Origin of the sequence: Aminobacter sp. BA135 (genome assembly GCF_050859125.1) — a bacterium.
Classification (GTDB): Bacteria; Pseudomonadota; Alphaproteobacteria; order Rhizobiales; family Rhizobiaceae; genus Aminobacter; species Aminobacter ciceronei.
Genome location: NZ_CP139572.1, coordinates 108655 through 134531 on the forward strand (window position 1 = coordinate 108655; position 25877 = coordinate 134531).

28 protein-coding genes and 1 tRNA gene are annotated in these 25877 nt (G+C 64.1%); 6 read left to right on the forward strand and 23 right to left on the reverse strand.

What is annotated here, in order from left to right:
- Positions 1-11: 11 nt before the first annotated feature.
- From kdpB to ubiE, 8 genes are all read right to left on the reverse strand, one after another.
- Positions 12-2084 (reverse strand): potassium-transporting ATPase subunit KdpB, encoded by a 2073-nt coding sequence (gene kdpB, locus SLT36_RS00555; protein WP_432285304.1) that lies wholly within the window; start codon positions 2082-2084, stop codon positions 12-14.
- A 37-nt stretch (positions 2085-2121) separates the two neighbouring features.
- Complete coding sequence (gene kdpA, locus SLT36_RS00560; protein ID WP_432285305.1) at positions 2122-3825, reverse strand: potassium-transporting ATPase subunit KdpA; 1704 nt, start codon at positions 3823-3825, stop codon at positions 2122-2124.
- Between the two features lie 31 nt (positions 3826-3856).
- On the reverse strand, positions 3857-3946 hold the full coding sequence (gene kdpF / locus SLT36_RS00565; RefSeq protein ID WP_067954606.1) for a K(+)-transporting ATPase subunit F: 90 nt from the start codon (positions 3944-3946) through the stop codon (positions 3857-3859).
- A gap of 368 nt (positions 3947-4314) precedes the next feature.
- Entirely contained in the window at positions 4315-4920 is a 606-nt protein-coding gene (gene gstA, locus SLT36_RS00570; protein ID WP_432285306.1) for a glutathione transferase GstA, read from the reverse strand.
- 126 nt (positions 4921-5046) lie between these two features.
- Positions 5047-6264 carry a bifunctional phosphopantothenoylcysteine decarboxylase/phosphopantothenate--cysteine ligase CoaBC gene (gene coaBC / locus SLT36_RS00575; RefSeq protein WP_432285308.1) on the reverse strand — a complete coding sequence of 406 codons (1218 nt, stop codon included), beginning with the start codon at positions 6262-6264 and terminating at the stop codon, positions 5047-5049.
- A 9-nt stretch (positions 6265-6273) separates the two neighbouring features.
- On the reverse strand, positions 6274-6498 hold the full coding sequence (locus tag SLT36_RS00580) for a hypothetical protein (protein ID WP_432285310.1): 225 nt from the start codon (positions 6496-6498) through the stop codon (positions 6274-6276).
- Between the two features lie 7 nt (positions 6499-6505).
- On the reverse strand, positions 6506-8080 hold the full coding sequence (gene ubiB, locus SLT36_RS00585) for a 2-polyprenylphenol 6-hydroxylase (protein WP_432285311.1): 1575 nt from the start codon (positions 8078-8080) through the stop codon (positions 6506-6508).
- A gap of 13 nt (positions 8081-8093) precedes the next feature.
- Positions 8094-8870 carry a bifunctional demethylmenaquinone methyltransferase/2-methoxy-6-polyprenyl-1,4-benzoquinol methylase UbiE gene (gene ubiE / locus SLT36_RS00590; protein ID WP_432285313.1) on the reverse strand — a complete coding sequence of 259 codons (777 nt, stop codon included), beginning with the start codon at positions 8868-8870 and terminating at the stop codon, positions 8094-8096.
- A 110-nt stretch (positions 8871-8980) separates the two neighbouring features.
- Between ubiE and SLT36_RS00595 the strand changes: the two genes are divergently transcribed.
- The 3 genes from SLT36_RS00595 to SLT36_RS00605 all read left to right on the forward strand — a co-directional run bounded on the left by SLT36_RS00595 (position 8981) and on the right by SLT36_RS00605 (position 11327).
- Complete coding sequence (locus SLT36_RS00595) at positions 8981-9955, forward strand: adenosine deaminase (RefSeq protein ID WP_067954616.1); 975 nt, start codon at positions 8981-8983, stop codon at positions 9953-9955.
- A 102-nt stretch (positions 9956-10057) separates the two neighbouring features.
- Complete coding sequence (upp, locus tag SLT36_RS00600) at positions 10058-10684, forward strand: uracil phosphoribosyltransferase (RefSeq protein WP_067954623.1); 627 nt, start codon at positions 10058-10060, stop codon at positions 10682-10684.
- A 100-nt stretch (positions 10685-10784) separates the two neighbouring features.
- Positions 10785-11327 carry a retropepsin-like aspartic protease family protein gene (locus tag SLT36_RS00605; RefSeq protein ID WP_432285315.1) on the forward strand — a complete coding sequence of 181 codons (543 nt, stop codon included), beginning with the start codon at positions 10785-10787 and terminating at the stop codon, positions 11325-11327.
- 3 nt (positions 11328-11330) lie between these two features.
- Here the strand turns inward: SLT36_RS00605 and SLT36_RS00610 are convergent, their stop codons facing one another.
- Entirely contained in the window at positions 11331-12287 is a 957-nt protein-coding gene (locus SLT36_RS00610; RefSeq protein ID WP_432285317.1) for an AraC family transcriptional regulator, read from the reverse strand.
- A gap of 75 nt (positions 12288-12362) precedes the next feature.
- Here SLT36_RS00610 and SLT36_RS00615 point away from each other — a divergent pair, with 75 nt between their 5' ends.
- A complete protein-coding gene (locus tag SLT36_RS00615; protein ID WP_432285318.1) occupies positions 12363-13577 on the forward strand; it encodes an MFS transporter in 1215 nt (404 codons plus the stop codon).
- Between the two features lie 33 nt (positions 13578-13610).
- On the opposite strand, the gene deoA is transcribed toward SLT36_RS00615, so the two are convergent.
- From deoA to SLT36_RS00645, 6 genes are all read right to left on the reverse strand, one after another.
- Positions 13611-14930 carry a thymidine phosphorylase gene (gene deoA, locus SLT36_RS00620; RefSeq protein ID WP_432285319.1) on the reverse strand — a complete coding sequence of 440 codons (1320 nt, stop codon included), beginning with the start codon at positions 14928-14930 and terminating at the stop codon, positions 13611-13613.
- 123 nt (positions 14931-15053) lie between these two features.
- Positions 15054-15860 carry a purine-nucleoside phosphorylase gene (locus SLT36_RS00625; RefSeq protein ID WP_432285320.1) on the reverse strand — a complete coding sequence of 269 codons (807 nt, stop codon included), beginning with the start codon at positions 15858-15860 and terminating at the stop codon, positions 15054-15056.
- Positions 15857-16249 (reverse strand): cytidine deaminase, encoded by a 393-nt coding sequence (gene cdd / locus SLT36_RS00630; RefSeq protein WP_432285322.1) that lies wholly within the window; start codon positions 16247-16249, stop codon positions 15857-15859. Before cdd ends, SLT36_RS00625 begins: the two co-directional genes overlap by 4 nt.
- Before the next feature lie 2 nt (positions 16250-16251).
- Entirely contained in the window at positions 16252-17223 is a 972-nt protein-coding gene (locus SLT36_RS00635; RefSeq protein WP_432285323.1) for an ABC transporter permease, read from the reverse strand.
- 1 nt (position 17224) lies between these two features.
- Positions 17225-18367 (reverse strand): ABC transporter permease, encoded by a 1143-nt coding sequence (locus SLT36_RS00640; RefSeq protein WP_432285324.1) that lies wholly within the window; start codon positions 18365-18367, stop codon positions 17225-17227.
- Positions 18364-19896, reverse strand: coding sequence for an ABC transporter ATP-binding protein (locus SLT36_RS00645; protein ID WP_432285326.1), 1533 nt, complete (start codon positions 19894-19896; stop codon positions 18364-18366). Before SLT36_RS00645 ends, SLT36_RS00640 begins: the two co-directional genes overlap by 4 nt.
- 182 nt (positions 19897-20078) lie before the next feature.
- Here SLT36_RS00645 and SLT36_RS00650 point away from each other — a divergent pair, with 182 nt between their 5' ends.
- Positions 20079-20288 carry a SlyX family protein gene (locus SLT36_RS00650; RefSeq protein ID WP_432285327.1) on the forward strand — a complete coding sequence of 70 codons (210 nt, stop codon included), beginning with the start codon at positions 20079-20081 and terminating at the stop codon, positions 20286-20288.
- Positions 20289-20308: 20 nt separating this feature from the next.
- Here the strand turns inward: SLT36_RS00650 and SLT36_RS00655 are convergent, their stop codons facing one another.
- The 5 genes from SLT36_RS00655 to SLT36_RS00675 all read right to left on the reverse strand — a co-directional run bounded on the left by SLT36_RS00655 (position 20309) and on the right by SLT36_RS00675 (position 23762).
- Positions 20309-20680: a VOC family protein gene (locus SLT36_RS00655; protein WP_432285328.1), complete on the reverse strand. Its 372-nt coding sequence runs from the start codon at positions 20678-20680 to the stop codon at positions 20309-20311.
- Positions 20681-20761: 81 nt separating this feature from the next.
- A complete protein-coding gene (locus SLT36_RS00660) occupies positions 20762-21751 on the reverse strand; it encodes a BMP family lipoprotein (protein ID WP_432285330.1) in 990 nt (329 codons plus the stop codon).
- A 194-nt stretch (positions 21752-21945) separates the two neighbouring features.
- Positions 21946-22611, reverse strand: coding sequence for a peptide-methionine (S)-S-oxide reductase MsrA (msrA, locus tag SLT36_RS00665; protein WP_432285332.1), 666 nt, complete (start codon positions 22609-22611; stop codon positions 21946-21948).
- Between the two features lie 46 nt (positions 22612-22657).
- Positions 22658-22978: a hypothetical protein gene (locus SLT36_RS00670; RefSeq protein WP_067954665.1), complete on the reverse strand. Its 321-nt coding sequence runs from the start codon at positions 22976-22978 to the stop codon at positions 22658-22660.
- 70 nt (positions 22979-23048) lie between these two features.
- Complete coding sequence (locus SLT36_RS00675; RefSeq protein ID WP_432285333.1) at positions 23049-23762, reverse strand: hypothetical protein; 714 nt, start codon at positions 23760-23762, stop codon at positions 23049-23051.
- Positions 23763-24109: 347 nt separating this feature from the next.
- Between SLT36_RS00675 and SLT36_RS00680 the strand changes: the two genes are divergently transcribed.
- Positions 24110-24199 (forward strand) — tRNA-Ser (locus SLT36_RS00680).
- A 41-nt stretch (positions 24200-24240) separates the two neighbouring features.
- Here the strand turns inward: SLT36_RS00680 and SLT36_RS00685 are convergent.
- From SLT36_RS00685 to SLT36_RS00695, 3 genes are all read right to left on the reverse strand, one after another.
- Entirely contained in the window at positions 24241-24465 is a 225-nt protein-coding gene (locus SLT36_RS00685) for a hypothetical protein (protein WP_432285334.1), read from the reverse strand.
- A 140-nt stretch (positions 24466-24605) separates the two neighbouring features.
- Complete coding sequence (locus SLT36_RS00690) at positions 24606-24815, reverse strand: cold-shock protein (RefSeq protein ID WP_115729494.1); 210 nt, start codon at positions 24813-24815, stop codon at positions 24606-24608.
- Between the two features lie 319 nt (positions 24816-25134).
- Positions 25135-25623, reverse strand: coding sequence for a RidA family protein (locus SLT36_RS00695; protein ID WP_432285335.1), 489 nt, complete (start codon positions 25621-25623; stop codon positions 25135-25137).
- Positions 25624-25877: the final 254 nt, after the last annotated feature.

Consider the following 25877-nt stretch of genomic DNA (forward strand, 5'->3'; position numbering starts at 1 on the left):
ATGGATGTCCTTTACACGAGGCCGATGGCGGTGATCGCCATGTCGATGGCCTTGATGCCGATGAAGGGCACGATGATGCCGCCGAGGCCGTAGACGAGCAGGTTGCGGCGGAGTAGTGCGCCGGCGCCGATCGGCCGGTATTTGACGCCCTTCAGCGACAGCGGAATCAGCGCGACGATGATCAGCGCGTTGAAGATGATCGCCGACAGGATGGCGCTCTGCGGTGTCGACAAGCCCATGATGTTGAGCGCGCCGAGCTGGGGATAGAAGGCCAGGAACATCGCCGGGATGATGGCGAAATATTTGGCGATGTCGTTGGCGATGGAAAAGGTCGTCAGCGCGCCGCGGGTCATCAACAGCTGCTTGCCGATCTCGACGATCTCGATGAGCTTGGTCGGATCACTGTCGAGGTCGACCATGTTGCCGGCCTCGCGGGCGGCGACCGTGCCGGTGTTCATCGCCACGCCGACGTCGGCCTGGGCGAGGGCCGGGGCGTCGTTGGTGCCGTCGCCGCACATGGCCACCAGCTTGCCCTTGGCCTGTTCCTCGCGGATCAGGCTGAGCTTGTTCTCAGGTGTCGCCTGGGCGAGGAAGTCGTCGACGCCGGCTTCGGCAGCGATGGCGGCGGCCGTCATCGGGTTGTCGCCTGTTATCATGACAGTGCGGATGCCCATCCGGCGCAGCTCGGTGAAGCGTTCCTTGATGCCACCCTTGACGATATCCTTGAGGTAGATGACGCCGAGCAGGCGGGCATCGCGGACAACCGCGAGCGGGGTGCCACCGAGCTTGCCGATTTCGTCGGAGATGGCCTGGATGCCACGCACCGCTTCGGCATCGACCCGTGCGCCCGAGGCCGAGGCGGCGCCCGACTTGACATGGTTGAGCACCGAGTCGACGGCGCCTTTGCGGATGGAAGAGCCGTCGAAATCGACGCCGCTCATCCGGCTCTGAGCAGTGAAGGGCACGAAATGGGCATGCAGCGAGCCCATGTCGCGGGCACGGATGCCATAGCGTTCCTTGGCGAGCACGACGATCGAGCGGCCTTCCGGCGTTTCGTCGGCGAGCGAGGCAAGCTGGGCCGCGTCGGCGAGCTCCTGCTCGGTTACACCCTTGACCGGACGGAACTCTGTGGCCTGGCGGTTGCCGAGGGTGATGGTGCCGGTCTTGTCGAGCAAAAGCGTGTCGACGTCGCCGGCGGCCTCGACGGCGCGGCCCGACATGGCGAGCACGTTGAAGCGCACTAGACGGTCCATGCCGGCAATGCCGATGGCCGACAGCAACGCGCCGATGGTGGTCGGGATCAGCGTCACGAACAGCGCGACAAGCACGATGACCGGAATATAGCCGCCGGCATAGGTAGCGAAGCTCGGGATGGTGGCGACGGCGAGCACGAAGATCAGCGTCATGCCGGCAAGCAGGATGTTGAGCGCAATTTCGTTCGGCGTCTTCTGGCGCTCGGCGCCCTCGACCAGCGAGATCATGCGGTCGAGGAAGGTCGAGCCGGCGGCCGCCGTGATACGCACGCGGATCCAGTCCGACAGCACCTGGGTGCCGCCTGTCACGGCCGAACGGTCGCCACCGGATTCACGAATGACGGGCGCGGACTCGCCTGTTATCGCGGCTTCGTTGACCGAAGCGACACCTTCGATGATTTCGCCATCGGAGGGGATGATGTCGCCGGCCTCGACGAGGACGACCTGGCCGACCTTCAAGCTGGTGCCCGGCACCATCTTGTAGGCGGTGCGGCTTTCGCCCTCGAGCAGCTTGGCCTGGGTTTCGGTGCGCGCCTTGCGCAGCGAGTCTGCCTGGGCCTTGCCGCGGCCTTCGGCGACAGCCTCGGCGAAGTTGGCGAACAGCACGGTGAACCAGAGCCACAGGATGATCTGGAACGAGAAGCCGAGCCCGCCCGCACCCGTGACCAGGTCCTTGATGAACAGCACTGATGTCAGCGCCGTGACGACGGCGACGACGAACATGACAGGGTTCTTGGCCAGGCTGCGTGGGTCGAGCTTCCTGAACGCGTCGCCTATGGCGGGAACGATGATGCGAGCGTCGAGCAGGCTCGCAGATTTGTGGGCACTCATGTGAGAGACTCCAGTCGTTTGGTTTTGCGGCGCTGCATCAGAACGTCTGGCCGACGATCATGGCGAGGTGCTCGACGATCGGGCCGACGGCGAGCGCCGGGAAGAAGGTCAGGCCGCCGACAATCAGAATGACGCCGGCAAGCAGGCCGACGAACAGCGGGCTGTCGGTGGGGAAGGTGCCAGCGGAAGCGGGCACGGTCTTCTTGGTGACCAGCGAACCGGCGATGGCGAGTGCCGGTATGATGACCAGGAAGCGGCCCATCAGCATGGCGAGACCAATTGTTATGTTGTACCAGGGCGTGTTGCCGGTGAGACCGCCGAAGGCCGAGCCGTTGTTGGCCGCGCCCGAGGTGTAGGCGTAGAGGATCTCGGAGAAGCCGTGCGGACCCGGCGTGCCGACTGAAGCCACGGCACTCGGCAACAGCACGGCGATGGCCGTGAAGCCGAGCATGGCGAGCGGCAGGCACAGGATGGCAAGCACGGCCATCTTGATTTCCTTGGCCTCGATCTTCTTGCCGAGATATTCCGGCGTGCGGCCGACCATCAGGCCGGCGACGAAGATGGCAATGACGACGAACATCAGGATACCGTAGAAGCCGGCGCCGACGCCGCCGACGATGACCTCGCCGAGTTCCATGTTGATCAGCGGGATCATGCCGCCGAGGGCTGTGAACGAGCCGTGCATGGCGTTGACCGCACCGCAGGAGGCAGCCGTAGTGATGACGGCGAAGAGCGACGACAAGACGATGCCGAAGCGGGCTTCCTTGCCTTCCATGTTGCCGCCATCGATGCCCAGCGCGTGCACCAGCGGGTTGCCGGCAGCCTCGGCCCAGTAGGTGATGGCGACGCCGGCGACAAACAGGATGCCCATTGTGGCGAAGATCGCCCAGCCCTGGCGCTGGTTGCCGACCATGCGTCCGAAAACGTTGGTGAGTGCGGCACCCAGCGCGAAGATCGAGACCATCTGGATAAAGTTGGAGATGGCGTCGGGATTCTCGAACGGATGCGCCGAGTTGGCGTTGAAGAAGCCGCCGCCATTGGTGCCGAGCATCTTGATGGCGAGCTGCGAGGCGACTGGTCCCACAGCGATGGTCTGCTGAGCTCCCTCGACGGTGGTGGCAGCGATGTAGGAACCGACCGTCTGCGGCACGCCGAGCCAGACATAGGCGAGCGTGAGCACGATGCAGAGCGGCAAAAGCACGTAGAGCGTGGCGCGCGTCAGATCGACCCAGAAGTTGCCGATCGACTTGCCCGAGGCGCGGGCGAAACCGCGGATCAGCGCCATACCGATGGCGATGCCGGTGGCGGCCGAGACGAAGTTCTGCACCGTCAGGCCGGCCATTTGCACGAGATAGGACATCGTGCTTTCGCCGCCGTAGTTCTGCCAGTTGGTGTTGGTGACGAAGCTGACGGCAGTGTTGAAGGCGAGCTCGGGCGGCACAGCACCCATGGCTGCCGGGTTGAAGGGCAGCGAGCCCTGGAACCTCTGCATCGCAAAAAGCAGCAGGAAGCCGGCGATGTTGAAGGACAGCATGGCGGCGGCATAGCCAGTCCAGTGCTGGTCCTCGCGCTCGCTGGTGCCGGCAAGCCGGTAGAGCACGCGCTCAACCGGCCCGAGCAGCGGCGACAAAAACGTGCGCTCGCCAGTAAAGACGCGGGTCATGTAGCCGCCGAGCGGCTTCACGAGCAGAATGATGACCGCGCAGAATGCGGCGATCTGTATCCAGCCATTGATGGTCATTTGAGAAGCTTTCCGTGCGAGCGCTGAGCGGTCAGAACCGTTCGGGGCGGATGAGCGCGTAGGTCAGATAGGCAAGCAGGAACACGGTCACTGCGCCGCCGAGGATGTATTCGAGCAACATTTGGCGTTCCTTCAGAGGATGTCGCAGGCTTTGACGTAGGCGAAGCACAAGGCGAAGAAGACCACGCCTATGGCGAGAACGAAGATGTCCATCTTCGAAAACTCCTGTTCCGTTGAAACCTTAAGCCGAGGGCATAAGGACCATCCCCACGCGCCAAACGACGGCGTCAGGCATGCTGACGACGTTGGCCGGGTCTGGATTTCGCAAAGGAATATGGCTCCGAACCACATTAAGGTTCGAGAGAGCGGGGCGGACAAAGAAATAGGAATGCCATAAAGAAAACGGCCCCAAGGCGTGAGCCTCGAGGCCGTCAATTATCAAATCTGCAATTGCCGCTTAACAGCGGCGGCAGTTGCTGGAGCCGGAGATCAGGCCAGGCCTTCGGCGCGCAGGGCCTTCTGCACGGCCGGGCGGGCAGCCACGGTGCCGAGATAGCGCTGGATGTTGGCAAAGGAAGACAGATCGATGCCGACATGCTTGGCCCAGCCTAGGATCGTCCAGAGATAGGCGTCAGCCGCAGTGAAGGCATCACCCATCAGATAGGCGCGGCCGTCGAGCTTGCCGTCGACATAGGCCAGGCGCCTGGCGAGCAGCTCGCGGTTGATCTCCTTGGTGGCCTCGGGCGTGTTGGGCTTGAAGAAGGTGCCGAAGACCTTGTGCAGTTCGGTGGCGACGAAGGCCAGCCACTGCTGGACACGGTAGCGCGCCATGTCGCCGGCCTTGGGCATCAGGCCGCTCTCGGGCTTCTGGTCAGCGAGGTACTGCACCAGGACGGAGGATTCGGTCATCAGCTCGCCATCGCCGAGCACCAGCGCCGGCACATAGCCGTTGGGATTGGTGGCAAGGAAGTCCTGCTGGGTTTCAGTGGTCTTGGTCTTGCCGTCGACCTTGACGAGTTCGAGGTCGATGCCGACTTCGTTGGCGACGATGTGCGGGGCCAGCGAACAGGCGCCGGGCATGTAGAAAAGCTTCATGTCTTGGAGAACTCCGGATGGTGGTCGGCACTCACCTCGCATGCGCGGGCGGGGTGGCCAAGCATCCATCCGGTGAACACTCTGTTGCCGCCGGCGCAGACCCGGCAGCGAAAAGATCGCCGGGGCTCAGACCGTGACTGTCCTGAGCCTTTCGGCGATCAGTTGGGCGAGCCGCTCGGCGACCTCTTCCTTGGGCAAATCAGGCCATTCGTCGACGCCCGACTTGCTCACAATCTTCACCCGGTTGCGGTCGCCACCCATGACGCCGCCTTCGTGGCTGACATCGTTGGCGACGATGAAGTCGGCGCCCTTCCTCGCCAGCTTGGCCTGGGCATTCTTGAGAACGTCCTGGGTCTCGGCAGCGAAACCTATGACCAGATAGGGACGCTTGGCGTGGTGGCCGACGCCGGCGAGAATGTCGGGGTTCTCGACCATCTGCAGCGCCGGCGGCCCCTCGCCCGCCACCTTCTTGATCTTCTCATCGGCAGAGGCGGCTGTGCGCCAGTCGGCGACGGCGGCGACAAAGATGGCGGCATCGGCCGGTAGCAGTTGTTCGACCGCATCGCGCATCTCGCGCGCGCTTTCGACATGCACCGTCTTCACACCGGCAGGATCTGGAATGGTCACCGGGCCGGAGACGAGGCGCACATCGGCGCCGAGCCGGGCGAGCGAGGCGGCGAGCGCATGACCCTGCTTGCCCGACGAGCGGTTGGCGATGTAGCGCACGGGATCGATGGACTCGTGCGTCGGGCCTGAGGTGATGATGATCTTGCGGCCCGACAGCGGCTTCGGCCTGATATCGAGCAGTTCCTCGACCGCTCCGACGATCTGCAACGGCTCGGCCATGCGGCCCTCCCCTGCCTCGTTACTTTCGGCCATCTCGCCTTTCATCGGGCCGATGAAATGGATGCCGTCCTTTTCCAGCGTGGCGCGGTTGCGGCGCGTCGCCGGGTTCGACCACATGCGCGGGTTCATGGCCGGCGCAAACAGCACCTTCTTGTCGGTGGCGAGCAGCACGGCAGAGGCGAGGTCGGAGGCATGGCCGTTGGCGAGCTTGGCCATCAGGTCGGCGGTAGCAGGGGCAACGACGATCAGGTCGGTCTCGCGCGCCAGCCTGATGTGGCCGACATCCTGCTCGTCCTGGCGGTCGAAGAGATCGGTGAAGACGTGGTCGGCGGTGAGTGCGCCAACCGACAGAGGCGTGATGAACTCCTGGGCGGCAGAGGTCATGACCGCCCGGACCGATGCGCCGCGCTCGCGCAACCGACGGATCAGGTCGAGCGACTTATAGGCCGCGATGCCGCCGCCGATGATGAGCAGGATGCGCTTGCCGGAAAGGAACATGCTTGGCCCTCAAGCCGGCTTCAGCGCCGGCACGATGTCGGTATGGATGAAATAATCGCCCTTGGAAAGCGGCGGCACGTTCCGGGTTTTGGCGAGCAGCTGAGTGCAGCAGTCGTCGAAGTTGAGATTGACCGCATGGCTCGAACCCTTCCCGAAGCGGCGATGCGCGTCTGACGCAAAAGTAGCGCCGACGGGGGGCGCATTCAATGACGGCACTGCCAGCAATGCCGGCATTGTCCGATCAGAGCAGTTGCCAGGCGATGTAGACGAGCGTGAGCGCAATGACCCAGAGCGCGACACGGCCGGAGCGCGTGTGGCGGGCTTCTGCCTTGCCGATGGCGCGCGCGGTCGCGGCATCGAAGCGCAGGCCGTTTTCAGCCATGGCGTCGATCTCGCGCGACAGACGCTCGGCCCGGGCGGAGAGATCGGGAGCTTGGCGAGCGAGCGACAAAAGCGCGCCAAGACCGTCACGGGCATCGATCATCAGGCCGCGCGGGCCGAGATTGCCCGCGATCCAGTTGCCGACCACGGGTTCGGCCGTCTTCCACATGTTGAAGGCCGGGTCCAGCGTGCGGGCAACACCCTCGACGACGACCATGGTCTTCTGCAGCAGCACCAGTTCGGGCCGCGTCTCCATGTCGAAGAGCTCGGTGACCTCGAACAGCAGCGTCAGCAGCTTGGCCATCGAGATGGTTTCGGCCGGCTGGCCGTGGATCGGCTCGCCGATGGCGCGGATCGCCTGGGCGAAGGCCGCGACATTGTGGTGGCGCGGCACATAGCCGGCCTCGAAATGCACTTCGGCGACACGCATGTAGTTGCGGGTAATGAAGCCGTAGAGGATCTCGGCAAGGAAGCGCTGCTCCTTCTTGCCGAGACGGCCGGAGATGCCGAGATCGACGGCAACGATATCGCCATTGGCGTCGACGAACATGTTGCCGGGGTGCATGTCGGCATGGAAGAAGCCGTCGCGCAGCGTATGTCGCAGGAACGACTGTACCAGCGTCGCGGCGATCGCCTTGAGATCGAAGCCTGCGGCGCGCAGCCCTTCGATGTCGTTGAGCTTGACGCCGTCGATCCACTCCATGGTGAGCACGTCGCGGCCGGTGCGCTCCCAGTCGACAGACGGCACGCGGAAGCCGGGATCATCCCTGGTGTTTTCGCCAAGTTCGGAATAGGCCGCCGCCTCAAGGCGGAAGTCCATCTCGATCTTGGTTGTCTGGGCCATCGTCTCGGTGATCTCGACCGGACGCAGGCGGCGGCTCGACGGAACGAAACGCTCCTGCAGCCGGGCTGCCAGGAAGTAGCTTTCGAGATCCTGGAAGAAGCGGCGGCGCACGCCGGGGCGGATGACCTTGACGGCGACCTTGCGCGGGCCTTCCGGCGTCGCAACTTCGGCCGGATGGACCTGGGCGATAGACGCGGCGGCAATCGGCGCGCCGATGCTGAGATAGAGATCGGAGACCTTGCGGCCGAGCGAACCTTCGATCGCCTCCACGGCTTCCGACATCGGGAAGGTCGCCATGCTGTCCTGGAGCAACGCCAGGTCGAGCGCGATGTCGTCGCCGACGACGTCAGGACGGGTCGCCAGGAACTGGCCGAGCTTGACGTAGGACGGACCAAGGCGGGCGACCGCCTTGGCAAGGCGATCGCTGCGCACGCTCTTGCGGGCGCGGCGCCGGGTCAGCAGGCGCGCCACCTGCCAGCCGATCTTCGGCAGGCCCTCGAGCTGGTCGCCGGGCAACGCCGCGACCACGCCTTCACGCACAAGCACCCAGCCCGCACGCGCGAGCCGGAACGACGCTCCGAGACTGCTCATCGCGCGCCGTCCGTCAAAGCTTCCAGCCCGAGTGCAGCGCTGCGATGCCGCCGGTGTAGTTGCGGAAGGTGACGCGGTCGAAGCCGGCGCGGGTGATCATCGCGGCAAAGTTCTGCTGGTTGGGGAACTTGCGGATCGATTCGACGAGATAGGCGTAAGGCTCGCCGTCGCCTGTCACGGCCTGGCCAATGCGCGGAATGGCATTGAACGACCAGGCTTCGTAGATCTTGTCGAGCAAGGGCATCTCGACCTCGGAGAATTCGAGGACCAAAAGGCGCCCGCCCGGCTTCAGCACGCGCCAGGCTTCAGACAGCGCCACATCGATGCGCGGCACGTTGCGGATGCCGAAAGCGATGGTGTAGGCGTCGAAGGTCTCGTCGGCGAAAGGCAGTTCCTCGGCGTTTGCCTCGACGAAATCCGTCTTGTCGGCGAGGCCTCGCTTTTCGGCGCGCTCGCGGCCGACGCCAAGCATCGAGCCGTTGATGTCGAGCACGGTGGCATGCGCGTTGCCATGCGAGGCGTCCACGATGCGGAAGGCGATGTCACCGGTGCCGCCGGCAACGTCGAGCACCTTCCAACCCTGACGCCTGGGCGGGTTGAGCCAGGCAACCATGGCGTCTTTCCAGATACGGTGCAGGCCGCCCGACATCAGGTCGTTCATCACGTCATAGCGGTCGGCGACCTTGTGGAAGACCTCGTTGACCAGGCCCTGCTTGTCGCCAGCACCGACATTGCGGAAACCGTAGGAGGTTTCCATGCCGCCGACAGCCGTCGTCCGTTGTTCTGACATTTTGTTGTCCAATCAAATCCGGCGGGACCATAGCCGATCACACCAGCGGGCGCTATTGTTTGAGGCGCGGTTTTAGGCCGCGCCCGCGCCGTCAAGACAAGGAAGCACGAATGCCTTTGAAAGCCGAGCTGCACTGCCACATAGAAGGGGCGGCGGCACCAGAACTCGTCGTCCGCCAGGCGCAGAAATACGGCAAGGACGTTTCCCCCTTCATCCAGAACGGCTCCTTCGTCTGGAACGACTTCACCTCGTTCCTTGCGGCCTACGACTTCGCCGCCGACCTTTTCCGCACCGAAGAGGACTACGCCCGGCTTTCAGAACACTACCTGACCAGCCTCGCCCGTGACGGCGCGATCTATTCGGAAGTGTTCACTTCGCCCGACCATGCCATCAAGGCCGGGCTGTCGCCCAAGGCCTATACCGACGCGCTCGGCGAAGGCATGCTGCGGGCCAAGGCCAAGACCGGCATCGAGGGCCGGATGATCGTCACCGGCGTGCGCCATGTCGGTGTCGAATCGATCGAGGCGGCGGCACGCTTTGCCGCCAGGTGCAACCATCCACTGGTGACCGGCTTCGGCGTCGCCGGCGACGAGCGTATGGGCGAGTTCGAGGATTATGTGCGCGCCTTCGAGATCGCCCGCGAGGCCGGCCTCGGCATCACCATCCATGCCGGCGAACTGCTGGGCTGGGAGAGCGTGGCGCAGGCGCTCGACCACATCAAGCCATCGCGGATCGGCCACGGCGTACGCGCCATCGAAAACCCCGATCTGGTCAAACGCATCGCCGACGAAGGCATCGTGCTGGAAGTCTGCCCGGGGTCGAACATCGCGCTCAAGGTGTTCGACAGCTTTGCCGACCACCCCTTCCCCAAGTTCCGGGCGGCTGGTTGCAAGGTGACGCTGAGCTCCGACGATCCGCCCTATTTCTGGACCAGCCTGAAGCGCGAATATGACATCGCCACTGAGCATTTCGGCATGGACGACAAGGCGCTGATGGCGACGACCCGCACGGCGATCGAGGCCGCTTTCGTCGACAGGAAGACCAAAGCAGCGCTTCTTGCCCGTCTCGATGGCCATAAACGCTGAATTTGGCCGACAAAACTGTGGTTCAAGGCTGGCGCGACATTGGTCGGCGGCGCGCCAGCCGATAGAATGGCCTGAATTATCCGAGTTTCAGGAGCGTAAGCCATGACCGTGACCGTCGTCGACCATCCGCTTGTGCAGCACAAGCTGACAATCATGCGCGACAAGGAAACCTCGACGGCCGGCTTCCGGCGGCTGCTGCGCGAGATCTCCCTGCTGCTCGGATACGAGGTGACGCGCGACCTCGAACTGACCACCAAGATGATCGAAACGCCGATCGAGACGATGGAGGCGCCGACGCTCGAAGGCAAGAAGCTGGTGTTCGCCTCGGTGCTGCGCGCCGGCAATGGCCTGCTCGAAGGCCTGCTCGACCTGGTGCCGGCAGCCCGCGTCGCCCATGTCGGGCTTTATCGCGACCACGAGACGCTGGAGGCGGTGGAGTATTTCTTCAAGGCGCCAAGCGACCTCGGCGACCGCCTGGTGATCGTCGTCGACCCGATGCTGGCCACCGCCAATTCAGCGATCGCGGCGATCGACAAGCTGAAGGGCCGCGGCGCCACCAACCTGCGCTTCCTGTGCCTGCTGGCCTCGCCCGAAGGCATCGAGCGCTTCACCAAGGCGCACCCGGATGTTCCGGTGTTCACCGCCTCGATCGACCGCGAGCTCAACGAGCGGGGCTACATCATCCCCGGCCTCGGCGACGCCGGCGACCGTATGTACGGCACCAAATAGGCCTTAACCCACGGTTTACCGCCTTTGACATCGGGATGGCTGCGTTAAAGCCACGATCACCTTGTCCGGACTATCGTGACGCCTCAAATCGGGGCGTCACATGCTGCGTAAGCTCATCATATTCGGTGTCTGTGCCGGCGCATCCGCGTCAGTGCCCATGCTGTGGGACAAGGACGGTGAGAAGTTCAAGGCTTTGACCGAGATGGCGACGGGCACCATTACGCCGGCGCCCAAGCCCGTCGAAGTCAGTGCTGCGACTGCCTCCACCGCCGGACGCAGCGTCAAGATCGACGCCGACATGCGCGGCCATTTCACGGCAAGCTTCAAGATCAACGGTCGCTCGGTCGACGCAATGGTCGACACCGGGGCGACGCTGGTGGCGATCAACCTTTCGACCGCGCGCAAGGCCGGGGTGAAGGTCGCGCCGGGGGATTTCACCCAGCAGGTCAACACGGCAAATGGTGCTGCGCGCGCAGCGCTTTCGCGCATCGACAGGCTGCAGATCGGCCGGATCAGCGTCGACGACGTGCCGGTGGTGGTGCTCGAGGACAAGGCCCTCGACGGCACGCTGATCGGAATGAGCTTCCTGTCGCGGCTCAAGAAGTACCAGGTCGAAAATGGCGCGCTGCTTCTGGTGCAGTGAGCCTCAGGCCGCGGTTTGCTGATCCGCAGTCCTGAAGTGGCCGGGCGGATGGCCGATAACGCGCTTGAAGGCGCGGCTGAAGGCAGCTTCCGAATCGTAGCCCAGCCGTGACGCGACGACCGAGATGCGCAGGCGGTCGCGGACCAGCCACTGCCGCGCCTGGTGCATCCTGACCTGAGTGACGTAGCGCGCCGGCGTTTCGCCGACGATCGCCGCGAAGCGATCGGCGAAGCCGGAGCGCGATGCGCCCATCATCCGAGCCAGCGCCTCGACCGTCCAGTTGTGGCTCGGTTCGAGATGGATCGCGGCCAGCACCTTGCCGATCTTGGGATCCCTGACCGCAGCGATCCAGCCGCTGGAATCGCCGCAGCCGCGCTCGACCCATGAACGGATGATGATGGCGGCGAGCACGTCGGCGAGCCGGGCGACGATGCCGGCGGAACCGACGCGCTCGAGCTTGACCTCGCGGGCCATGGTTTCGAGCATGTGAGTGATACCGGGGTCATGCGCCTCGAGTTCGGTCGTGCGCATGACGTCAGGCATCATGCCGAGCAGCGGGTGCAGGCCGTCGAGGTTGAAATGCATGCTGCCGCAGAACAGCAGCGTGCCCGGCCGGCAGCCCTCGGTCGAAAGACAGAAGACCTTCTCGCAGATCTGCTTGATCTCGTAGCCGTTGATCGGCGACGATTTTGCGCCTGGCTCGCTGGCGATCACATGGGCCACGCCGCGCGGCAGGAGCACGGCGTCGCCGCAGCGAAGCTCGACCCATTCGCCCGAGGGCTGGCGCAGCCAGCACGCCTTCTGTCCGACGAAGTAGAAGCGTGCCGTTGCCTGGGCCGGGAATTCGATGTTCCACGGCTCCTTCAGTTCCCAGCGGCCATATTCGACGCCTTCGAGGCGCAAACCCCTGAGGATATCGGTCAGCGGGTCGGCGGCAAGTTTGGACGAACGATCATTCATGCTGGCGTTTCTAGCATGGAAACGCCAAATCGTCACCCCCATGTTGCACCGCACTGCAATCGGAGAGCCTCCCAAATGAACGATATCGCAACCGCAACGCTGGACGGCATTCCGATCCAGAAAGCGAAGGCCGAGGAGCGCGCTGAACCCCTGTGGGGCGCCGTTCTGTCGTTGTCGCTCGGCGTGTTCGGCCTTGTGACGGCGGAATTCCTGCCGGCCAGCCTGCTGACGCCGCTGGCGCAGGATCTCGGCATCACCGAAGGCACCGCTGGACAGGCGGTGACGGCGACTGCCGTCGTCGCCGCGATCGCCGCGCCGACAATGGCGATCGCGACAAGGAAGATCGACCGTCGGCATGTGATGATCGGATTGTCGCTGTTGTTGGTCGTATCGAGCCTGCTCGCGGCAACCGCCTGGTCACTGCCGTCGCTTTTGTTCGCGCGTGTGCTGCTGGGCGTGGCACTCGGCGGCTTCTGGTCGATGTCGGCGGCCATCGCGATGCGGCTGGTGCCCAGCGAGGTGCTGCCGCGCGCCATGTCGATCATCCTGACCGGCGTTTCTGTGGCGACCGTCTGCGCCGCCCCCGTGGGCGCCTATGTCGGCGACGTCTGGGGTTGGCGCAGCGCCTTCATCATCGCCGCCGGCGTCGGTCTGGTCACGCTGATCGTGCAGTTCGCCACGCTGCCCAAGCTTCCGCCCATCAGCATCGCCAGCTTCGGTGCCCTGCGTGACGTCTCCCGCAACCCGATGATCCGCGTCGGGCTGCTGCTGGTCATCCTGACCGCGTCCGGCCATTTCGCCGGCTTCACCTATTTCCGTGCCTTCCTCGAGCAGGTGCCGGCACTCGGCATCGAGACCATATCGCTGGTGCTACTGGCCTTCGGCATTGGCGGTTTCTTCGGCAATCTCGCCGGCGGTTTCATGGCCGAACGCAGCCTGCGGTCGGCGGTGACGTTGGCTCCGTTGCTCATCGCCATCTCGGCGCTGGCGCTGCTGTTGGCGGGTTCGTCGGCCGGGATCGCGGGCGTCGCCATCGCCGTGTGGGGCTTTGCCTTCGGCGCGGTGCCGGTGGGCGTGCAGACCTGGATGGTGCGCGCAGCGCCCGACCAGGCTGAAAGTGCCGGCGGCCTGATGGTCGCGACCTTCCAGGTGGCGATCGCGCTGGGTGCGGTGTTCGGCGGCGTGCTGGTCGACACTGCAGGCGTCAACAGTGCCTTCATCTACAGCGGTGCCGCGACCCTGCTGGCTGCAATCGCCGTTGCCTGCTTCGGCAGGAGGCACGCAAGCTGACCTCAAGGGATGTGACTTGCGCCGCGTGGCTTTCTAGCTGCGCGGCGCAATGCGTCTGGCGACCACCTTCGCCGCCACTGGCCTGGCTTCATCCAGCGTGTAGCAGGCAAGCACCGAAGCGGCAGCCGTCTCTGCTGCAAGCGGGCTGCGGGCATGGATGCGGGCGAGCGCCTCACCGGCCCGCACTTCGGCACCGACAGGAAGCAGCCCGGTAATGCCGACGGCATGGTCGACCTTGTCCTCGGGCCGGGTGCGGCCGCCGCCCAGGGCGACGACCGCAAGGCCGATGTCACGGGTTGCGATTGCCGAGACGAAGCCGCCGCGCGGGGCTTTCACCACCAGTTCCACATCTGCCTTGGGCAGATATTTGGCCGCGTTCGTCACGAAATCCACGGGGCCGCCGAGCACAAAAACCATGCGGCCGAAGATGTCGGCGGCGGTGCCGTCTTCGAGCGCCATGCGTGCCCGCTGAAGCCCCTCGCGCTGCGAACTTGCGCGGCCGGCGGACAGCAGCATCTCGGCGGCGAGCGCCAGCGTGACCTCCTCCAAGCGCGGATCGCGGAGGCGGCCGGTGAGAAAGTCGACGGCGTTCCCGACCTCGACGGCATTGCCTGCGGCAGACGCCAGCGGCTCGTTCATGCCGGTGATCAGCGCAGTCGTCTTCAGCCCAGCGCCATTGGCGACCTCGACCAGGCTGGCGGCAAGTGCTGCCGCATCGCGCGCCTTTTCCATGAAGGCGCCATTGCCGATCTTGACGTCGAGCACCAGTGAACCGAGGCCGGCGGCGAGCTTCTTGGACAGGATCGAGGCGGTAATCAGCGGCACCGATTCCACGGTCGCGGTGACGTCGCGGACGCCGTAGAAGCGTTTGTCGGCGGGAGCGAGGTCGGATGTCTGGCCGATGACGGCGCAGCCCGCTTCGCGCACGGCACGACGGAAGAGGGCGAGATCGGGCTGGCTGACATAACCCGGGATCGAATCCATCTTGTCGAGCGTGCCGCCGGTATGGCCGAGGCCACGGCCCGAGATCATCGGCACATAGGCACCGCACGCCGCAACGATGGGCGCCAGCATCAAGGAGACATTGTCGCCGACGCCGCCGGTCGAATGCTTGTCGGTTGCGGGACCGGGCAGGTCTGACCAGTCGAGCACATCGCCGGAATCGCGCATGGCTGACGTCAAGGCCACCGCCTCGTCGCGGCTCATGCCATTGAAGAAGACGGCCATGCCGAAGGCCGCGATCTGGCCCTCCGAGACGGCACCCGAAGTGATACCCTGGACGAAGGCTGTGATTTCGGCCGGGGTAAGCGCCTTGCCGTCGCGCTTGCGGCGGATGATTTCCTGGGGGAGCATCAGATGGCGCTCGCAGTCGGCGACGGGCGGTACTCGACGTTGCCCGCCTTGTGGGGGAGATGGCCGGCAGGCGAGAGGGGAGCGCGAAGGAACGAGGTTTTCTCCGCGGTAGCCACCCTCGCCTCAGCCATCGAGCGAGCCCTTCTCGAACATCTTGCGCAGCACGGTGGCGAGGCGGCCGCCGCCGATGGGGGCCATGTCCTTGGTCTCGCGATGCGACAGTTCGGCCCCGGTCATGCCGGCGGCGAGATTGGTGATCACCGAGCAGGCGAGCACCTTGAGGCCGAGGAAGCGGGCGATGATCGCCTCCGGTACCGTCGACATGCCCACCGCATTGGCGCCGAACATGCGGGCCATGCGGATCTCGGCCGGCGTCTCGAAGGACGGGCCCGAAAACCACATGTAGACGCCCTTGTGCAAGTCGATGCTTGCGGCTGCAGCTGCCGCTTCGAACGCCTTGCGAAGGCCGGCGTCATAAGCCTCGGTCATGCCGACGAAACGCCGGTCGGTCGGCTCGCCGAATAACGGATTGGCGCCGGCGAAATTGATATGGTCCTCGATCAGCATGATCGAGCCGGGCAGCATGCCGGGATCGACGGAGCCGGCGGCATTGGTCAGCACGAGCTGGGTGACGCCGATGCCGGCCAGCGTCTCGAGCGCCGGCCGCATGACCGAGGCATCGCCATGCTCGTAATAATGGGCGCGGCCGGCCATCATGATGACCGGCTGGCCGCCGAACAGGCCGGCAACAAGCTCGCCGGCATGGCCGGTCACGCCGCTGCGGGGGAAACCGGGCAAGGCGGCATAAGGGATGCGGATGGCGTTCTCGACCTCGTCGACGAGGCCGCCCAGTCCGGAGCCCAGGACCATGGCGGTTTGAGGCGCAAGACCGTCGAGCTGCTCGACGAGGCGATCGACGGCTTCCTTCATTTCAGGATCTCACCTTCAAAACCGTAGGGCAGCATCTGGCCCATGGTGACCGTTTCGACGATGCCGGCATCGTCGCAGAGGTAGAGCTTGGTGTCCGGGCTGGTGAATTCTGCAAGGCGCTGGCGGCAGCCGCCGCAGGGCGTGATACGGGCCATGCGCTCCGCAACGACCGTGATCTCGGTGATCTTGCCGCCGCCGCCCATGATGTAATGGCCAAGTGCGGTGGTCTCGGCGCACCAGCCTTCGGGATAGGAGGCAACCTCGATGTTGGCGCCGGCAAAGATGCGGCCATCCTCGGTGCGCAGAGCAGCGCCGACGGGGAACTTCGAATAGGGCGCGTAGGCCTTGGCCATGGCGGCGGTCGCCGCCTGGAAGAGATCATCGGACAAGATCAGCGCTCCTTCACATAAGGCACGCCGCCGGCGCGTGGCGGGATGGCCTTGCCGATGAAGCCGGCGAGCAGGATGACGGTGAGGATGTAGGGCAGCGCCTGCATCAGCTGTACCGGCACCTTGCCGATGATCGGCAAGGGCGTGCCCTGGAGGCGGATCGACAGCGCATCGAGGAAACCGAACAACAGGCAGGCAAACATCGCCGGCACCGGCTTCCACTTGGCGAAGATCAATGCGGCGAGCGCGATGTAGCCGCGGCCGGCGGTCATGTCCTTGACGAAGCCGGCGTTCTGGGCGAGCGCCATGTAGGAGCCGGCGAGGCCGGTGAGGATGCCGGTGCAGATGACGGCGCGGTAGCGCAGCCAGGCAACCGAGATGCCGGCGGTGTCGACGGCCGCCGGGTTCTCACCGACGGCGCGCAGGCGCAAGCCGAAGCGGGTGCGGAACAGCACCCACCAGGTGAAGGGCACGGCGAGGAAGGCGACATAGGTCAACAGCGAGTGGCCCGACAGCAGGCCGGAATAGAGCTGTCCGATGACAGGCACGTCGCGCAGCGCGTCGGCAAAAGGCAGGTTGATTGCGCCGAAGCGGCCTTCCGGCGGCAGCGAAGGCGTGCGCCCGCCCTGCTGGAACCAGGCCTGGCCGAGGATGATCGTCGAGCCGGCGGCGATGAAGTTGATCGCCACGCCGGAGACGATCTGGTTGCCGCGATGGGTGATCGAGGCGAAGCCGTGGACCAGCGCCATGCCGACCGAAACCAGTATGGCGACGAGCAGGCCGATCCATGCCGACGCGAACACCGCCGCAGCGGCCGCGCCGGCAAAAGCGCCAGCCAGCATCTTGCCTTCGAGGCCGATGTCGAAGACGCCGGCGCGTTCCGAATAGAGGCCGGCAAGGCAGGCAAGCAGCAGCGGCACCGAAACGCGGATTGTCGAGTTCAGGATGTTGATGAGCGCGTCGATGAATTCCATGTCAGGCGCGCTCCCCTTTGGTCGCCGTGATGCCGACGGATCGCGGGCTGAAGCTCGCGAAGATGCCCTGGATGGCCGGGCGGAACATGTGCTCGAGCGCGCCGGCGAACAGGATCACGAGGCCCTGGATGATGACGATCATGTCGCGCGAAATGTTCGGCATCTCGAAGGCGAGCTCGGCGCCGCCCTGGTAGAGCATGCCGAACAGGACCGCCGCCGGCACGATGCCGGCCGGATGCGAGCGGCCCATCAGCGCCACCGCGATGCCGACGAAACCGGCGCCGGAGACGAAGTCGAGCGGCACGTTGTGCTGGTCGCCCATGATCGGGTTGAGCGCCATCATGCCGGCGAGCGCACCCGAAATCAGCATGGTGACGATGATGATCCGGATTTCGGAAATGCCGGCGTAGCGCGCGGCCTTCGAGCTGAAGCCGAAGGTGCGGATCTCATAACCGAGCTTGGTGCGCCAGATCAGCACCCAGACCACGAAGGCCATGACCAGCGCCAGAAGGAACGAGATGTTGAGCGGCGCCGAGGGCCTGACGGTCAGGCCGAATTCGGCGAGCAGCCAGCCGAGCTTGGGCAATTGCCCACCTTCGACGAACTGGCGCGTCTGCGGCGCCATCGAGCCGGCCGGCTTCAGCACGTTGACCAGCATGTAGACCATCACCGAAGCGGCGATGAAATTGAACATGATGGTGGTGATGACGATGTGCGAACCGCGCTTGGCCTGAAGATAGGCCGGGATCAGCGCCCAGAGCGCGCCGAACAGCGCCGAGGCGATGATCGCCATCGGGAAGACGACCCACCAGGGCAGCGTGCTGTCGAAGGCGAGGACGACGATGGCGATGCCGAGGCCGGCGATGTAGGCTTGGCCCTCGCCGCCGATGTTGAACAGGCCGCAATGGAAGGCGACCGCGACGGCCAGGCCGGTGAAGATGAAGTTTGTGGCGTAGAACAGCGTGTAGGCGAGGCCCTGGCCGCTGCCGAAGGCGCCCTCGACGAGGATGACGGCGGCACGCAGCGGATTCTCACCGACGAGCAGCACGACGAGGCCGGCGACGACGAAGGCGACGAGCAGGTTGATGAGGGGAATGAGCCCATAATCGGCCCAGGCCGGGAGTTTTGCGTAAGGCGTGCTCATTCGGCGGCCTCCTTGTGTTCGACGCCTGCCATCAGAAGCCCAAGCTCGCCTTCACCGGTTTCGGGTCCGCGCTCGCCGACGACGCGGCCGGCGAACATTACCAGGATGCGGTCGGAGAGCGAGCGGATCTCGTCGAGCTCGACCGAGACCAGCAGAACCGCCTTGCCCTGGTCGCGCATGGCGATCAGGCGCTTGTGGATGAATTCGATGGCGCCGACATCGACGCCGCGGGTCGGTTGGCCGACGATCAGCACCCCGGGGTCCTGTTCGATCTCGCGCGCGAGCACGATCTTCTGCTGGTTGCCGCCGGAAAAATTGGCGGTCTTGAGCCGCGGATTGGCCGGACGGATGTCGTATTTCTTGATCTTTTCCTGTGCGTCCTTCTGGATCGCATCGAGATTGAGGAAGGGGCCTTTGAGATATTGCGGCTTGTCGTGATAGCCAAGGATAGAGTTCTCGCTTTCGTCGAAGGCGAGCACCAGGCCGACATGGTGGCGGTCCTCAGGCACATGAGCCAGCCCACGGTCGCGCAATTCGCCAGGGTCGGCCTGGCCGGTCAGGTCGATCGGCTTGCCGTCGAGCATGACGGTGCCGGAGACGGCCTTGCGGATGCCCGAAACGGCTTCCATCAACTCCGACTGGCCGTTGCCCGCGACACCGGCGATGCCGACGATCTCGCCGGCGCGGATGTCGAAGGATACGTCGTCGACCATGGTGACGCCGCGCGAATCCTTGACCGTCAGGTTCTTGACCGAAAGCTTGACGGCACCAGGCGTGGCCTCGCCCTTTTCGACGCGCAACAGCACGCGGCGGCCAACCATCAGCTCGGCCAGCTCCTCGACGGTGGTTTCGCTGGTCTTGCGGGTCGCCACCATCGTGCCCTGGCGCATTACCGACACGTTGTCGGTGATGGCCATGATCTCGCGCAGCTTATGGGTGATCAGCACCACCGTCTTGCCCTGTTCCTTGAGCTGCTGGAGGATGCGGAACAGGTGGTCGGCCTCGGCCGGGGTGAGCACGCCAGTCGGCTCGTCGAGGATAAGGATTTCAGCACCCCGATACAGTGCCTTGAGGATTTCGACGCGCTGCTGCAGGCCGACAGGCAGTTCCTCGATGATCGCATCGGGATCGACCTCGAGGCCGTATTCCTGTTCCAGCCGGCGCAGCTCGGAGCGCGCCTTGGCGATGGACTTGTTGAGCAGCGCCTCGCCTTCGGCGCCGAGGATGACGTTTTCCAGCACCGAGAAATTCTCGACCAGCATGAAGTGCTGGTGGACCATGCCGATGCCGGCGGCGATGGCGTCGTTCGGCGTCTTGATGTTCGTCGGCTTGCCATTGACGCGGATTTCGCCGCTGTCGGCTTGGTAGAAGCCGTAGAGGATCGACATCAGCGTCGATTTGCCGGCGCCGTTTTCGCCGATGATGCCGTGGATGGTGCCGCGCGGTATCTCGAGCGCGATGTCGCGGTTGGCGCGGACAGCACCAAAACTCTTGTTGATGCCGATCAGTTCGATAGCTGCTTCCGCCATACGACCGTCCCACCTCAGGTTTCTTATGTTCTTGTTATGGCTTGCCGAAAGAGCTAGCACGCCGATACTGCCCTGCCAATCGGCTCGCCCGGTGACCCCGAGGAATTGACCGACCCATGGCCGATTTCGAGGCAACGACCGATATGACGGCCCAATGAGGATCGCCCCAATGAGGATCGACCATGACCACGCCCGATGACCGGCTGACGACGCTCGAAATACGCGCCGCCGAACAGGAGCATACGATCGAGGAGCTTTCCGGCCAGATCGCCGAGCAATGGAAGATCATCGAGCGGATGCAGAAGAAGCTCGACGCCCTCACCGAACGCTTTCTGGTGATCGAGGAACAGACGGCACCCGACACGCCGGTGACCAAGCCGCCCCACTGGTGACGCCGCGCCAGAGCCAAGCCTCAGGCCAGACCAGCCGCTTCGGATGGCTGCCACAGCTCGATCGGATTGCCCTCAGGATCGTGAACCCGGCAGAACCGGCCGACCTCGGAGTCCCACTCCGCCCGCGTTTCCACCGCGATGCCGGCTGCCTTCAGATCGGCCATTGCGGCGTCGAGGTCGTCGACACGCAGATTGATCAACCATTGCTGCTCCGGACGGCCGAAATATTCGGTGTCCCGGTTGAAGGGCGCAAGGATCGTCGGCCCCGCCTGCTGCTTCCAGACAGCGCGCGAGATGTCTGAAATGCCGAGGTGCTTTTCGTACCAGACAGCGAGCGCCTGAGGGTCATTGGCGCGAAAGAAGAAGCCGCCAATTCCGGTCACGGTGAACATCGATTGCCGTCCCGAGGACTGGCCCACAATGATCGACGCCGCCGGACCAGGGTCCGGCGGCGCGTTTCATTCAGGCAGGGATCAATAGGGGCACTTGTCGTCCGAGGTGTAGTCATGCACCTGGATGGTGCCGGCGATGATGTCGGCCTTGGCCTTTTCGACGGCTGCCTTCATCTCGTCGGTGACGAGCGCCTTGTTGTTATCGTCCATGGCGTAGTCGACGCCACCTTCCTTGAGGCCGAGATTGTTGATGCCGCCTTCGAACTTGTCGTTCTTGGCATCCATGAAGGCGTTGTAGACGGCGACGTCGACGCGCTTGAGCATCGAGGTCAGCACCTTGCCCGGCTGCAGGCCGTTCTGGTTGGAATCGACGCCGATGCCGAGCTTGCCGCCGTCAGCAGCAGCCTGGAGCACGCCGACGCCGGTGCCGCCGGCCGCAGCGTAGATCACGTCAGCGCCCTGCGAGATCTGGGTCTTGGTGATTTCGCCACCCTTGGTCGGGTCGTTCCAGGCGGCAGGCGTGTCGCCGGTCATGTTCTGGATGACTTCGGTCGCACCGGCAGCCTTGGCGCCGCCGACATAACCGCAGCCGAACTTGCGGATCAGCGGAACGTCCATGCCGCCGACGAAGCCGACCTTCTTGGACTGCGAGGCAAGGGCTGCCATGACGCCGACGAGGTAGGAGCCTTCATGCTCCTTGAACACGATCGACTTCACATTGGGCTTTTCGACGACCATGTCGATGATGGCGAACTTGAGGTCCGGATAGTCGGCAGCGACCTTGGCGAGCGCCTCGGACCAGGCAAAGCCGGCCATGACGATCGGATTGCGGCCATCCTCGGCAAAGCGGCGCAGGGCCTGGTCGCGCTGCGAGGCGTTGGAGACTTCGAACTCGACATAAGGAATGCCGGTCTCGGCCTTGAACTTCTCGGCGCCATTGAAGGACGCTTCGTTGAACGACTTGTCGAACTTGCCACCGAGATCGTAGAGCAGCGCCGGCTGAACATCAGCAGCGAACGCCGGAAGGCACATGGCGGTGGCCGCCAGAAGGCCGAGGACGATACGTTTCATGTGATCCACACCCTGTCGGTTGTCTTTTTTGCAATCGCCGCGCGAGCCGTTCCTCCGGCTGCCGCACGGCCTATGGCGAGGATCTCTCCCCCCGCGCATGGCCATATCTTGCACGGGCCAAGACAAAATTCACGCGGAATCTTGACCTTTTGGAAAAATGCACAGGCATCGCAAATGGCGTCTGAAACGAATGTCTAAACGGCTGCCTTATCGGGGATTGTGCAAGCAACGCCGGTGCCCTTGAGGCCACAATAGCCATAGGGATTCTTGGCAAGGTATTGCTGGTGATCGTCTTCGGCGAAGTAGAACTGAGGTGCTGCGGCGATCTCGGTGGTGATCTTTTCGCGACCGGCAGCCTTGAGCGCCGATTGATAGGCATCGCGCGAGGCAACCGCCTCGGCCTGCCGGATGTCGGAGAATGTGTAGATCGCCGAGCGGTAAGTGGTGCCGACGTCGTTGCCCTGGCGCATACCTTGGGTCGGATCGTGCGCCTCCCAGAAGATTTTCAGTAACTCGCCGTAGCTGACCTGAGCGGGGTCGTAGACCACCAGCACGACTTCGGCATGACCGGTAAGGCCGGTGCAGGTCTCCTGATAGGTCGGATTGGGCGTCAGCCCGCCGGCATAACCGACTGCCGTGACCCACACGCCTGGGATCTGCCAGAACAGGCGCTCCGCACCCCAGAAGCAGCCCAGGCCGAACAGCGCCTGCTCGAAGCCTTCGGGATATGGCCCCTTGAGCGGGCGCCTGGAGACGTAGTGCTTCGATGCGGTCGGAATCGCCCGCGCGCGGCCGGGCAGCGCTTCGCCAGACGTCGGCAGCTTGAGCTTCTTGTTCAGCATGTCGCTCAGGAAAAACATCTGCCTTCCCTCCTCGTCGTTGCGCCGAAGCTTGCTGCCGTGGGCGTCAGACCTCGCCGGTGAAGCGGCCGGCGCGGCGCCGGTGGCCGATTGCGTAGAGCAGGAAGGCGAGTACGGCAAAGACCGCGAAGCCCGGCTGGTTGAGCACCGGCACGACGACGCTGTCCCAGACAGCCGGGCCGGTCTTGTCACGGACGAATGTCTCGGTCGCGGCAAGGGTATCGGGCGAGGCCGTCGACCAGCTGGTATCGAGCGGCGTCATCACCAACCGTGACACGGCGACGGTGCGGGTGGCGTCGAGCACGGCCATGATGACGGCGACCGAAAGCGCTATTGCGGCGGCAAGACGGAACACGAAGCGGATCATCGGCGGTCCTGGATATCGGTTATGAACGAGAAATAGGCCGCACCGCCGGTGGGTGCAATCGAAGACACGGCTAATTGACAGGCGTTTGCGGTGGGACTGGCGGCTTCGGCTTGCGACGATTGGCCCGCCAGACAGCGAAGATGCCGCCGGCAACCGCGCCGACCAGCAGGCCGCCGAGGCCAATCAGCACGACGAAATAGCCGCAGGCGCCCTCGAAGCAGCTCATATCGGTGGCTTCGGAAATGCCCGTGCCCAGCGCGAGCCCGACACCCGCGCCAACTGCTGCACCGACGATGACGCCGATGATGGCGGCGACGATCGAAACCAGCAGACGCGGCCGCTCGTGCGGGCCGCTGCTCAACAAGGCTTGTGGCTGGTCCTGTCGGCCGACCAGCCAGATCATGGCAAGGCCGATGGCGACCTCGCCGCCGTCCCAGGCAAGACCGACGAGGCCAAAGGCGAAATTCGGCATGACAAGAATATAGACCTGCTTGAGGACGAGGAAGGCGATGATCGCCCATTGCCAGATGGTGAAGGCGCGCCGGAACCTGGGATCGCGATTGTAGGCAAGCACGAGCAGGTAGATGCCCCAGCCGATCGTCACCGCGCTGAAGGCGACCGAGACATAGATCAGCCCCAGCACTGCCGACGGCATCGAGAAATCCAGCATGATGGCGAAGCTGGCGTCGATGCCGCGCGCGCTGAGCGCCATGACGAGGCACAGCCAGGCCACCGGCAGCCAGCGCCAGATGTCCCAGCCGGACGGTTCGCTCTCTGACGACATCGAATCTCCCCCTGCCCTTCAAAACAGTTTGTGACAGAGCGCCAGGCACTTGCAAGAAGGGCGGCGACGGTGCCAGCAAGGCGCCTCGCCGCTGCGGATCGTGGCTTTGCCGGCGCTGCGCAGCACGACGATCGTTTTGCCTGATAACATTTGCCACGTCAGCGCTTGGCAAGCGGCGCAGGATCGACTAGATGAGCCCCGCAGCCGGACGCTAATGTGTTCGGTGGCAGGCGATGGGTGCCCGGCAGGTTGGCTGCACCCTAATGACGGCTCGACGAGCCGACGCCAAGGAGACGCGCGCACTCCCAACCGGCCCGGCATAACCAGCCGGCGCACAGCGCGCATGCGGAGAGGTGGCCGAGTGGTTGAAGGCGCACGCCTGGAAAGTGTGTTTACGGGAGACCGTAACGCGGGTTCGAATCCCGCTCTCTCCGCCAGCAACTTTGATCACCTAGGCCACTGATCTAATATCTGTTTCTTACTTCTTGCCGGCTGCGCGCTCGCGAACGGAAGATGGGCCGGCGGCAAGCTCGGTGGCTTCCCTTTCCAGCCGCAGAGCGCGCAAGCGCAACGTCTTTTCCTCGCGCTGCTGAACGACCTCGTCGATCTCCGAGTTTATCCGGTTGCGGGCAAGAGATTGCGACTGCGTCTTGCCGAAGGCTGACTCGGCTTGCTCTCGTGCCTTGCTCTGGGAATCAGTCATGCTTGTTATCCCTACATTCTCGAAAAGAGGACTGAACGCTGCCAACAAAAAAGCCAGGCAAACTGCCTGGCTTTTGTAAGTCGATCGCGCCCTGTGACGGTGCCAGTACATCCGTGGTCACCGAAGGGCACTAAGACCGATCAGGCGGCCTGCAACTGGCCGGCAGACATCTTGCCCGACTTGTTGTCGCGCTCCATCTCGTAGGCGATCTTCTGGCCTTCGACGATTTCACGCATGCCGGCCCGCTCAACCGCGGAAATGTGGACGAACACGTCCGGACCGCCGTTGTCAGGCTGGATGAAGCCGAAGCCCTTGGTAGCATTGAACCATTTCACTGTGCCAGTGGTCATAACAAACCCCTTTCATGGCAATATTCATCGACAACCAGGCGAGTGCGTGGCTGTTTTACATCGCGATTTTATTTGAAGGGATGTTCGTTGGCGCACAGCGATTTTGCGCAATAACAAAAATCGAACAAGCAAATATCGACAGCCGGTTTTTATATTTATTGGCTGTCGATGTCAATTTTATTATTCTGCTCTCCAGGACTGACGTTTCTCCGGTTGGAAATTCCAGGTTCAACGGGATGCGCGACCCGGTGAGGCCGGCCTCCCGATTGACGGTCAAACATCGTGCGCCGACGCATCAGTCGCGCCGGGCGAGCCACCACTATTTCAGCAAGACGACAGCCTCGACCTCGAACAGCATTGGGTCGACGGCGAGCTTGGGGACGGGGATCAGCGTCTGTGCCGGCAGCGTGTCGCCGAACATCGCCTTGACGTTCTCCGTCAGCACGCCGAGCTTCGACATGTCGTGGTCGACGACGTAGACGGTGAGCTTGGCGACCTGGTCGGGCTTTGCGCCGAGAGCGTCGAGAGCGCTACGCAGATTGGCATAGGCCTGCTTCACCTGGACGGCGAAGTCGGGCGACAGGCTGCCGGTGGCGTCCTGGCCGCCCTGCCCCGAGATGTAGGCGACACGCGCACCGGCGGGAACGATGACCGCCGTGCTGTAGCCGTTCTGCGTCGGGTCGTAGAGGTTCTCGGGGTTGACGATTGTCAGCCTGAGATCGCTCTCGTTGGCCGTCGTCGCGGTGGGAAGTGACATGGTCATGGTGATTAGGCCTCCGACAAGCAGATGCTTGATCTTGCGTGACATGATTTTTCTCTTTGGTTCCGCGGCCCGCCGCTGGCGGCCGCATGATCGAACTCGGCCCATCGTCGTCAGGATGACTCGTACGATGTGCGATTAGTCCTATGGTACATTGTACGAGTCAACTGCCGGGCATCGACTTTCCTGACGTCGACTGCCAAAATCGAGGCTCACGAACGGTGTTTTCGCTCGAATTGGAAATCAGGCGACGGGCAGAACTCCGCGCCGTGATGACGGCAACTTATTGATTTCAGGCCTTT

Bases quoted from the DNA above. Each gene is read 5' to 3' on its own strand.
- kdpB (WP_432285304.1), bottom strand. From the start codon at position 2,084: ATGAGTGCCCACAAATCTGCGAGCCTGCTCGACGCTCGCATCATCGTT.
- kdpA (WP_432285305.1), bottom strand. From the start codon at position 3,825: ATGACCATCAATGGCTGGATACAGATCGCCGCATTCTGCGCGGTCATC.
- kdpF (WP_067954606.1), bottom strand. From the start codon at position 3,946: ATGTTGCTCGAATACATCCTCGGCGGCGCAGTGACCGTGTTCCTGCTT.
- gstA (WP_432285306.1), bottom strand. From the start codon at position 4,920: ATGAAGCTTTTCTACATGCCCGGCGCCTGTTCGCTGGCCCCGCACATC.
- coaBC (WP_432285308.1), bottom strand. From the start codon at position 6,264: ATGTTCCTTTCCGGCAAGCGCATCCTGCTCATCATCGGCGGCGGCATC.
- SLT36_RS00580 (WP_432285310.1), bottom strand. From the start codon at position 6,498: ATGCCGGCATTGCTGGCAGTGCCGTCATTGAATGCGCCCCCCGTCGGC.
- ubiB (WP_432285311.1), bottom strand. From the start codon at position 8,080: ATGAGCAGTCTCGGAGCGTCGTTCCGGCTCGCGCGTGCGGGCTGGGTG.
- ubiE (WP_432285313.1), bottom strand. From the start codon at position 8,870: ATGTCAGAACAACGGACGACGGCTGTCGGCGGCATGGAAACCTCCTAC.
- SLT36_RS00595 (WP_067954616.1), top strand. From the start codon at position 8,981: ATGCCTTTGAAAGCCGAGCTGCACTGCCACATAGAAGGGGCGGCGGCA.
- upp (WP_067954623.1), top strand. From the start codon at position 10,058: ATGACCGTGACCGTCGTCGACCATCCGCTTGTGCAGCACAAGCTGACA.
- SLT36_RS00605 (WP_432285315.1), top strand. From the start codon at position 10,785: ATGCTGCGTAAGCTCATCATATTCGGTGTCTGTGCCGGCGCATCCGCG.
- SLT36_RS00610 (WP_432285317.1), bottom strand. From the start codon at position 12,287: ATGAATGATCGTTCGTCCAAACTTGCCGCCGACCCGCTGACCGATATC.
- SLT36_RS00615 (WP_432285318.1), top strand. From the start codon at position 12,363: ATGAACGATATCGCAACCGCAACGCTGGACGGCATTCCGATCCAGAAA.
- deoA (WP_432285319.1), bottom strand. From the start codon at position 14,930: ATGCTCCCCCAGGAAATCATCCGCCGCAAGCGCGACGGCAAGGCGCTT.
- SLT36_RS00625 (WP_432285320.1), bottom strand. From the start codon at position 15,860: ATGAAGGAAGCCGTCGATCGCCTCGTCGAGCAGCTCGACGGTCTTGCG.
- SLT36_RS00635 (WP_432285323.1), bottom strand. From the start codon at position 17,223: ATGGAATTCATCGACGCGCTCATCAACATCCTGAACTCGACAATCCGC.
- SLT36_RS00640 (WP_432285324.1), bottom strand. From the start codon at position 18,367: ATGAGCACGCCTTACGCAAAACTCCCGGCCTGGGCCGATTATGGGCTC.
- SLT36_RS00645 (WP_432285326.1), bottom strand. From the start codon at position 19,896: ATGGCGGAAGCAGCTATCGAACTGATCGGCATCAACAAGAGTTTTGGT.
- SLT36_RS00650 (WP_432285327.1), top strand. From the start codon at position 20,079: ATGACCACGCCCGATGACCGGCTGACGACGCTCGAAATACGCGCCGCC.
- SLT36_RS00655 (WP_432285328.1), bottom strand. From the start codon at position 20,680: ATGTTCACCGTGACCGGAATTGGCGGCTTCTTCTTTCGCGCCAATGAC.
- SLT36_RS00660 (WP_432285330.1), bottom strand. From the start codon at position 21,751: ATGAAACGTATCGTCCTCGGCCTTCTGGCGGCCACCGCCATGTGCCTT.
- msrA (WP_432285332.1), bottom strand. From the start codon at position 22,611: ATGTTTTTCCTGAGCGACATGCTGAACAAGAAGCTCAAGCTGCCGACG.
- SLT36_RS00670 (WP_067954665.1), bottom strand. From the start codon at position 22,978: ATGATCCGCTTCGTGTTCCGTCTTGCCGCCGCAATAGCGCTTTCGGTC.
- SLT36_RS00675 (WP_432285333.1), bottom strand. From the start codon at position 23,762: ATGTCGTCAGAGAGCGAACCGTCCGGCTGGGACATCTGGCGCTGGCTG.
- SLT36_RS00685 (WP_432285334.1), bottom strand. From the start codon at position 24,465: ATGACTGATTCCCAGAGCAAGGCACGAGAGCAAGCCGAGTCAGCCTTC.
- SLT36_RS00690 (WP_115729494.1), bottom strand. From the start codon at position 24,815: ATGACCACTGGCACAGTGAAATGGTTCAATGCTACCAAGGGCTTCGGC.
- SLT36_RS00695 (WP_432285335.1), bottom strand. From the start codon at position 25,623: ATGTCACGCAAGATCAAGCATCTGCTTGTCGGAGGCCTAATCACCATG.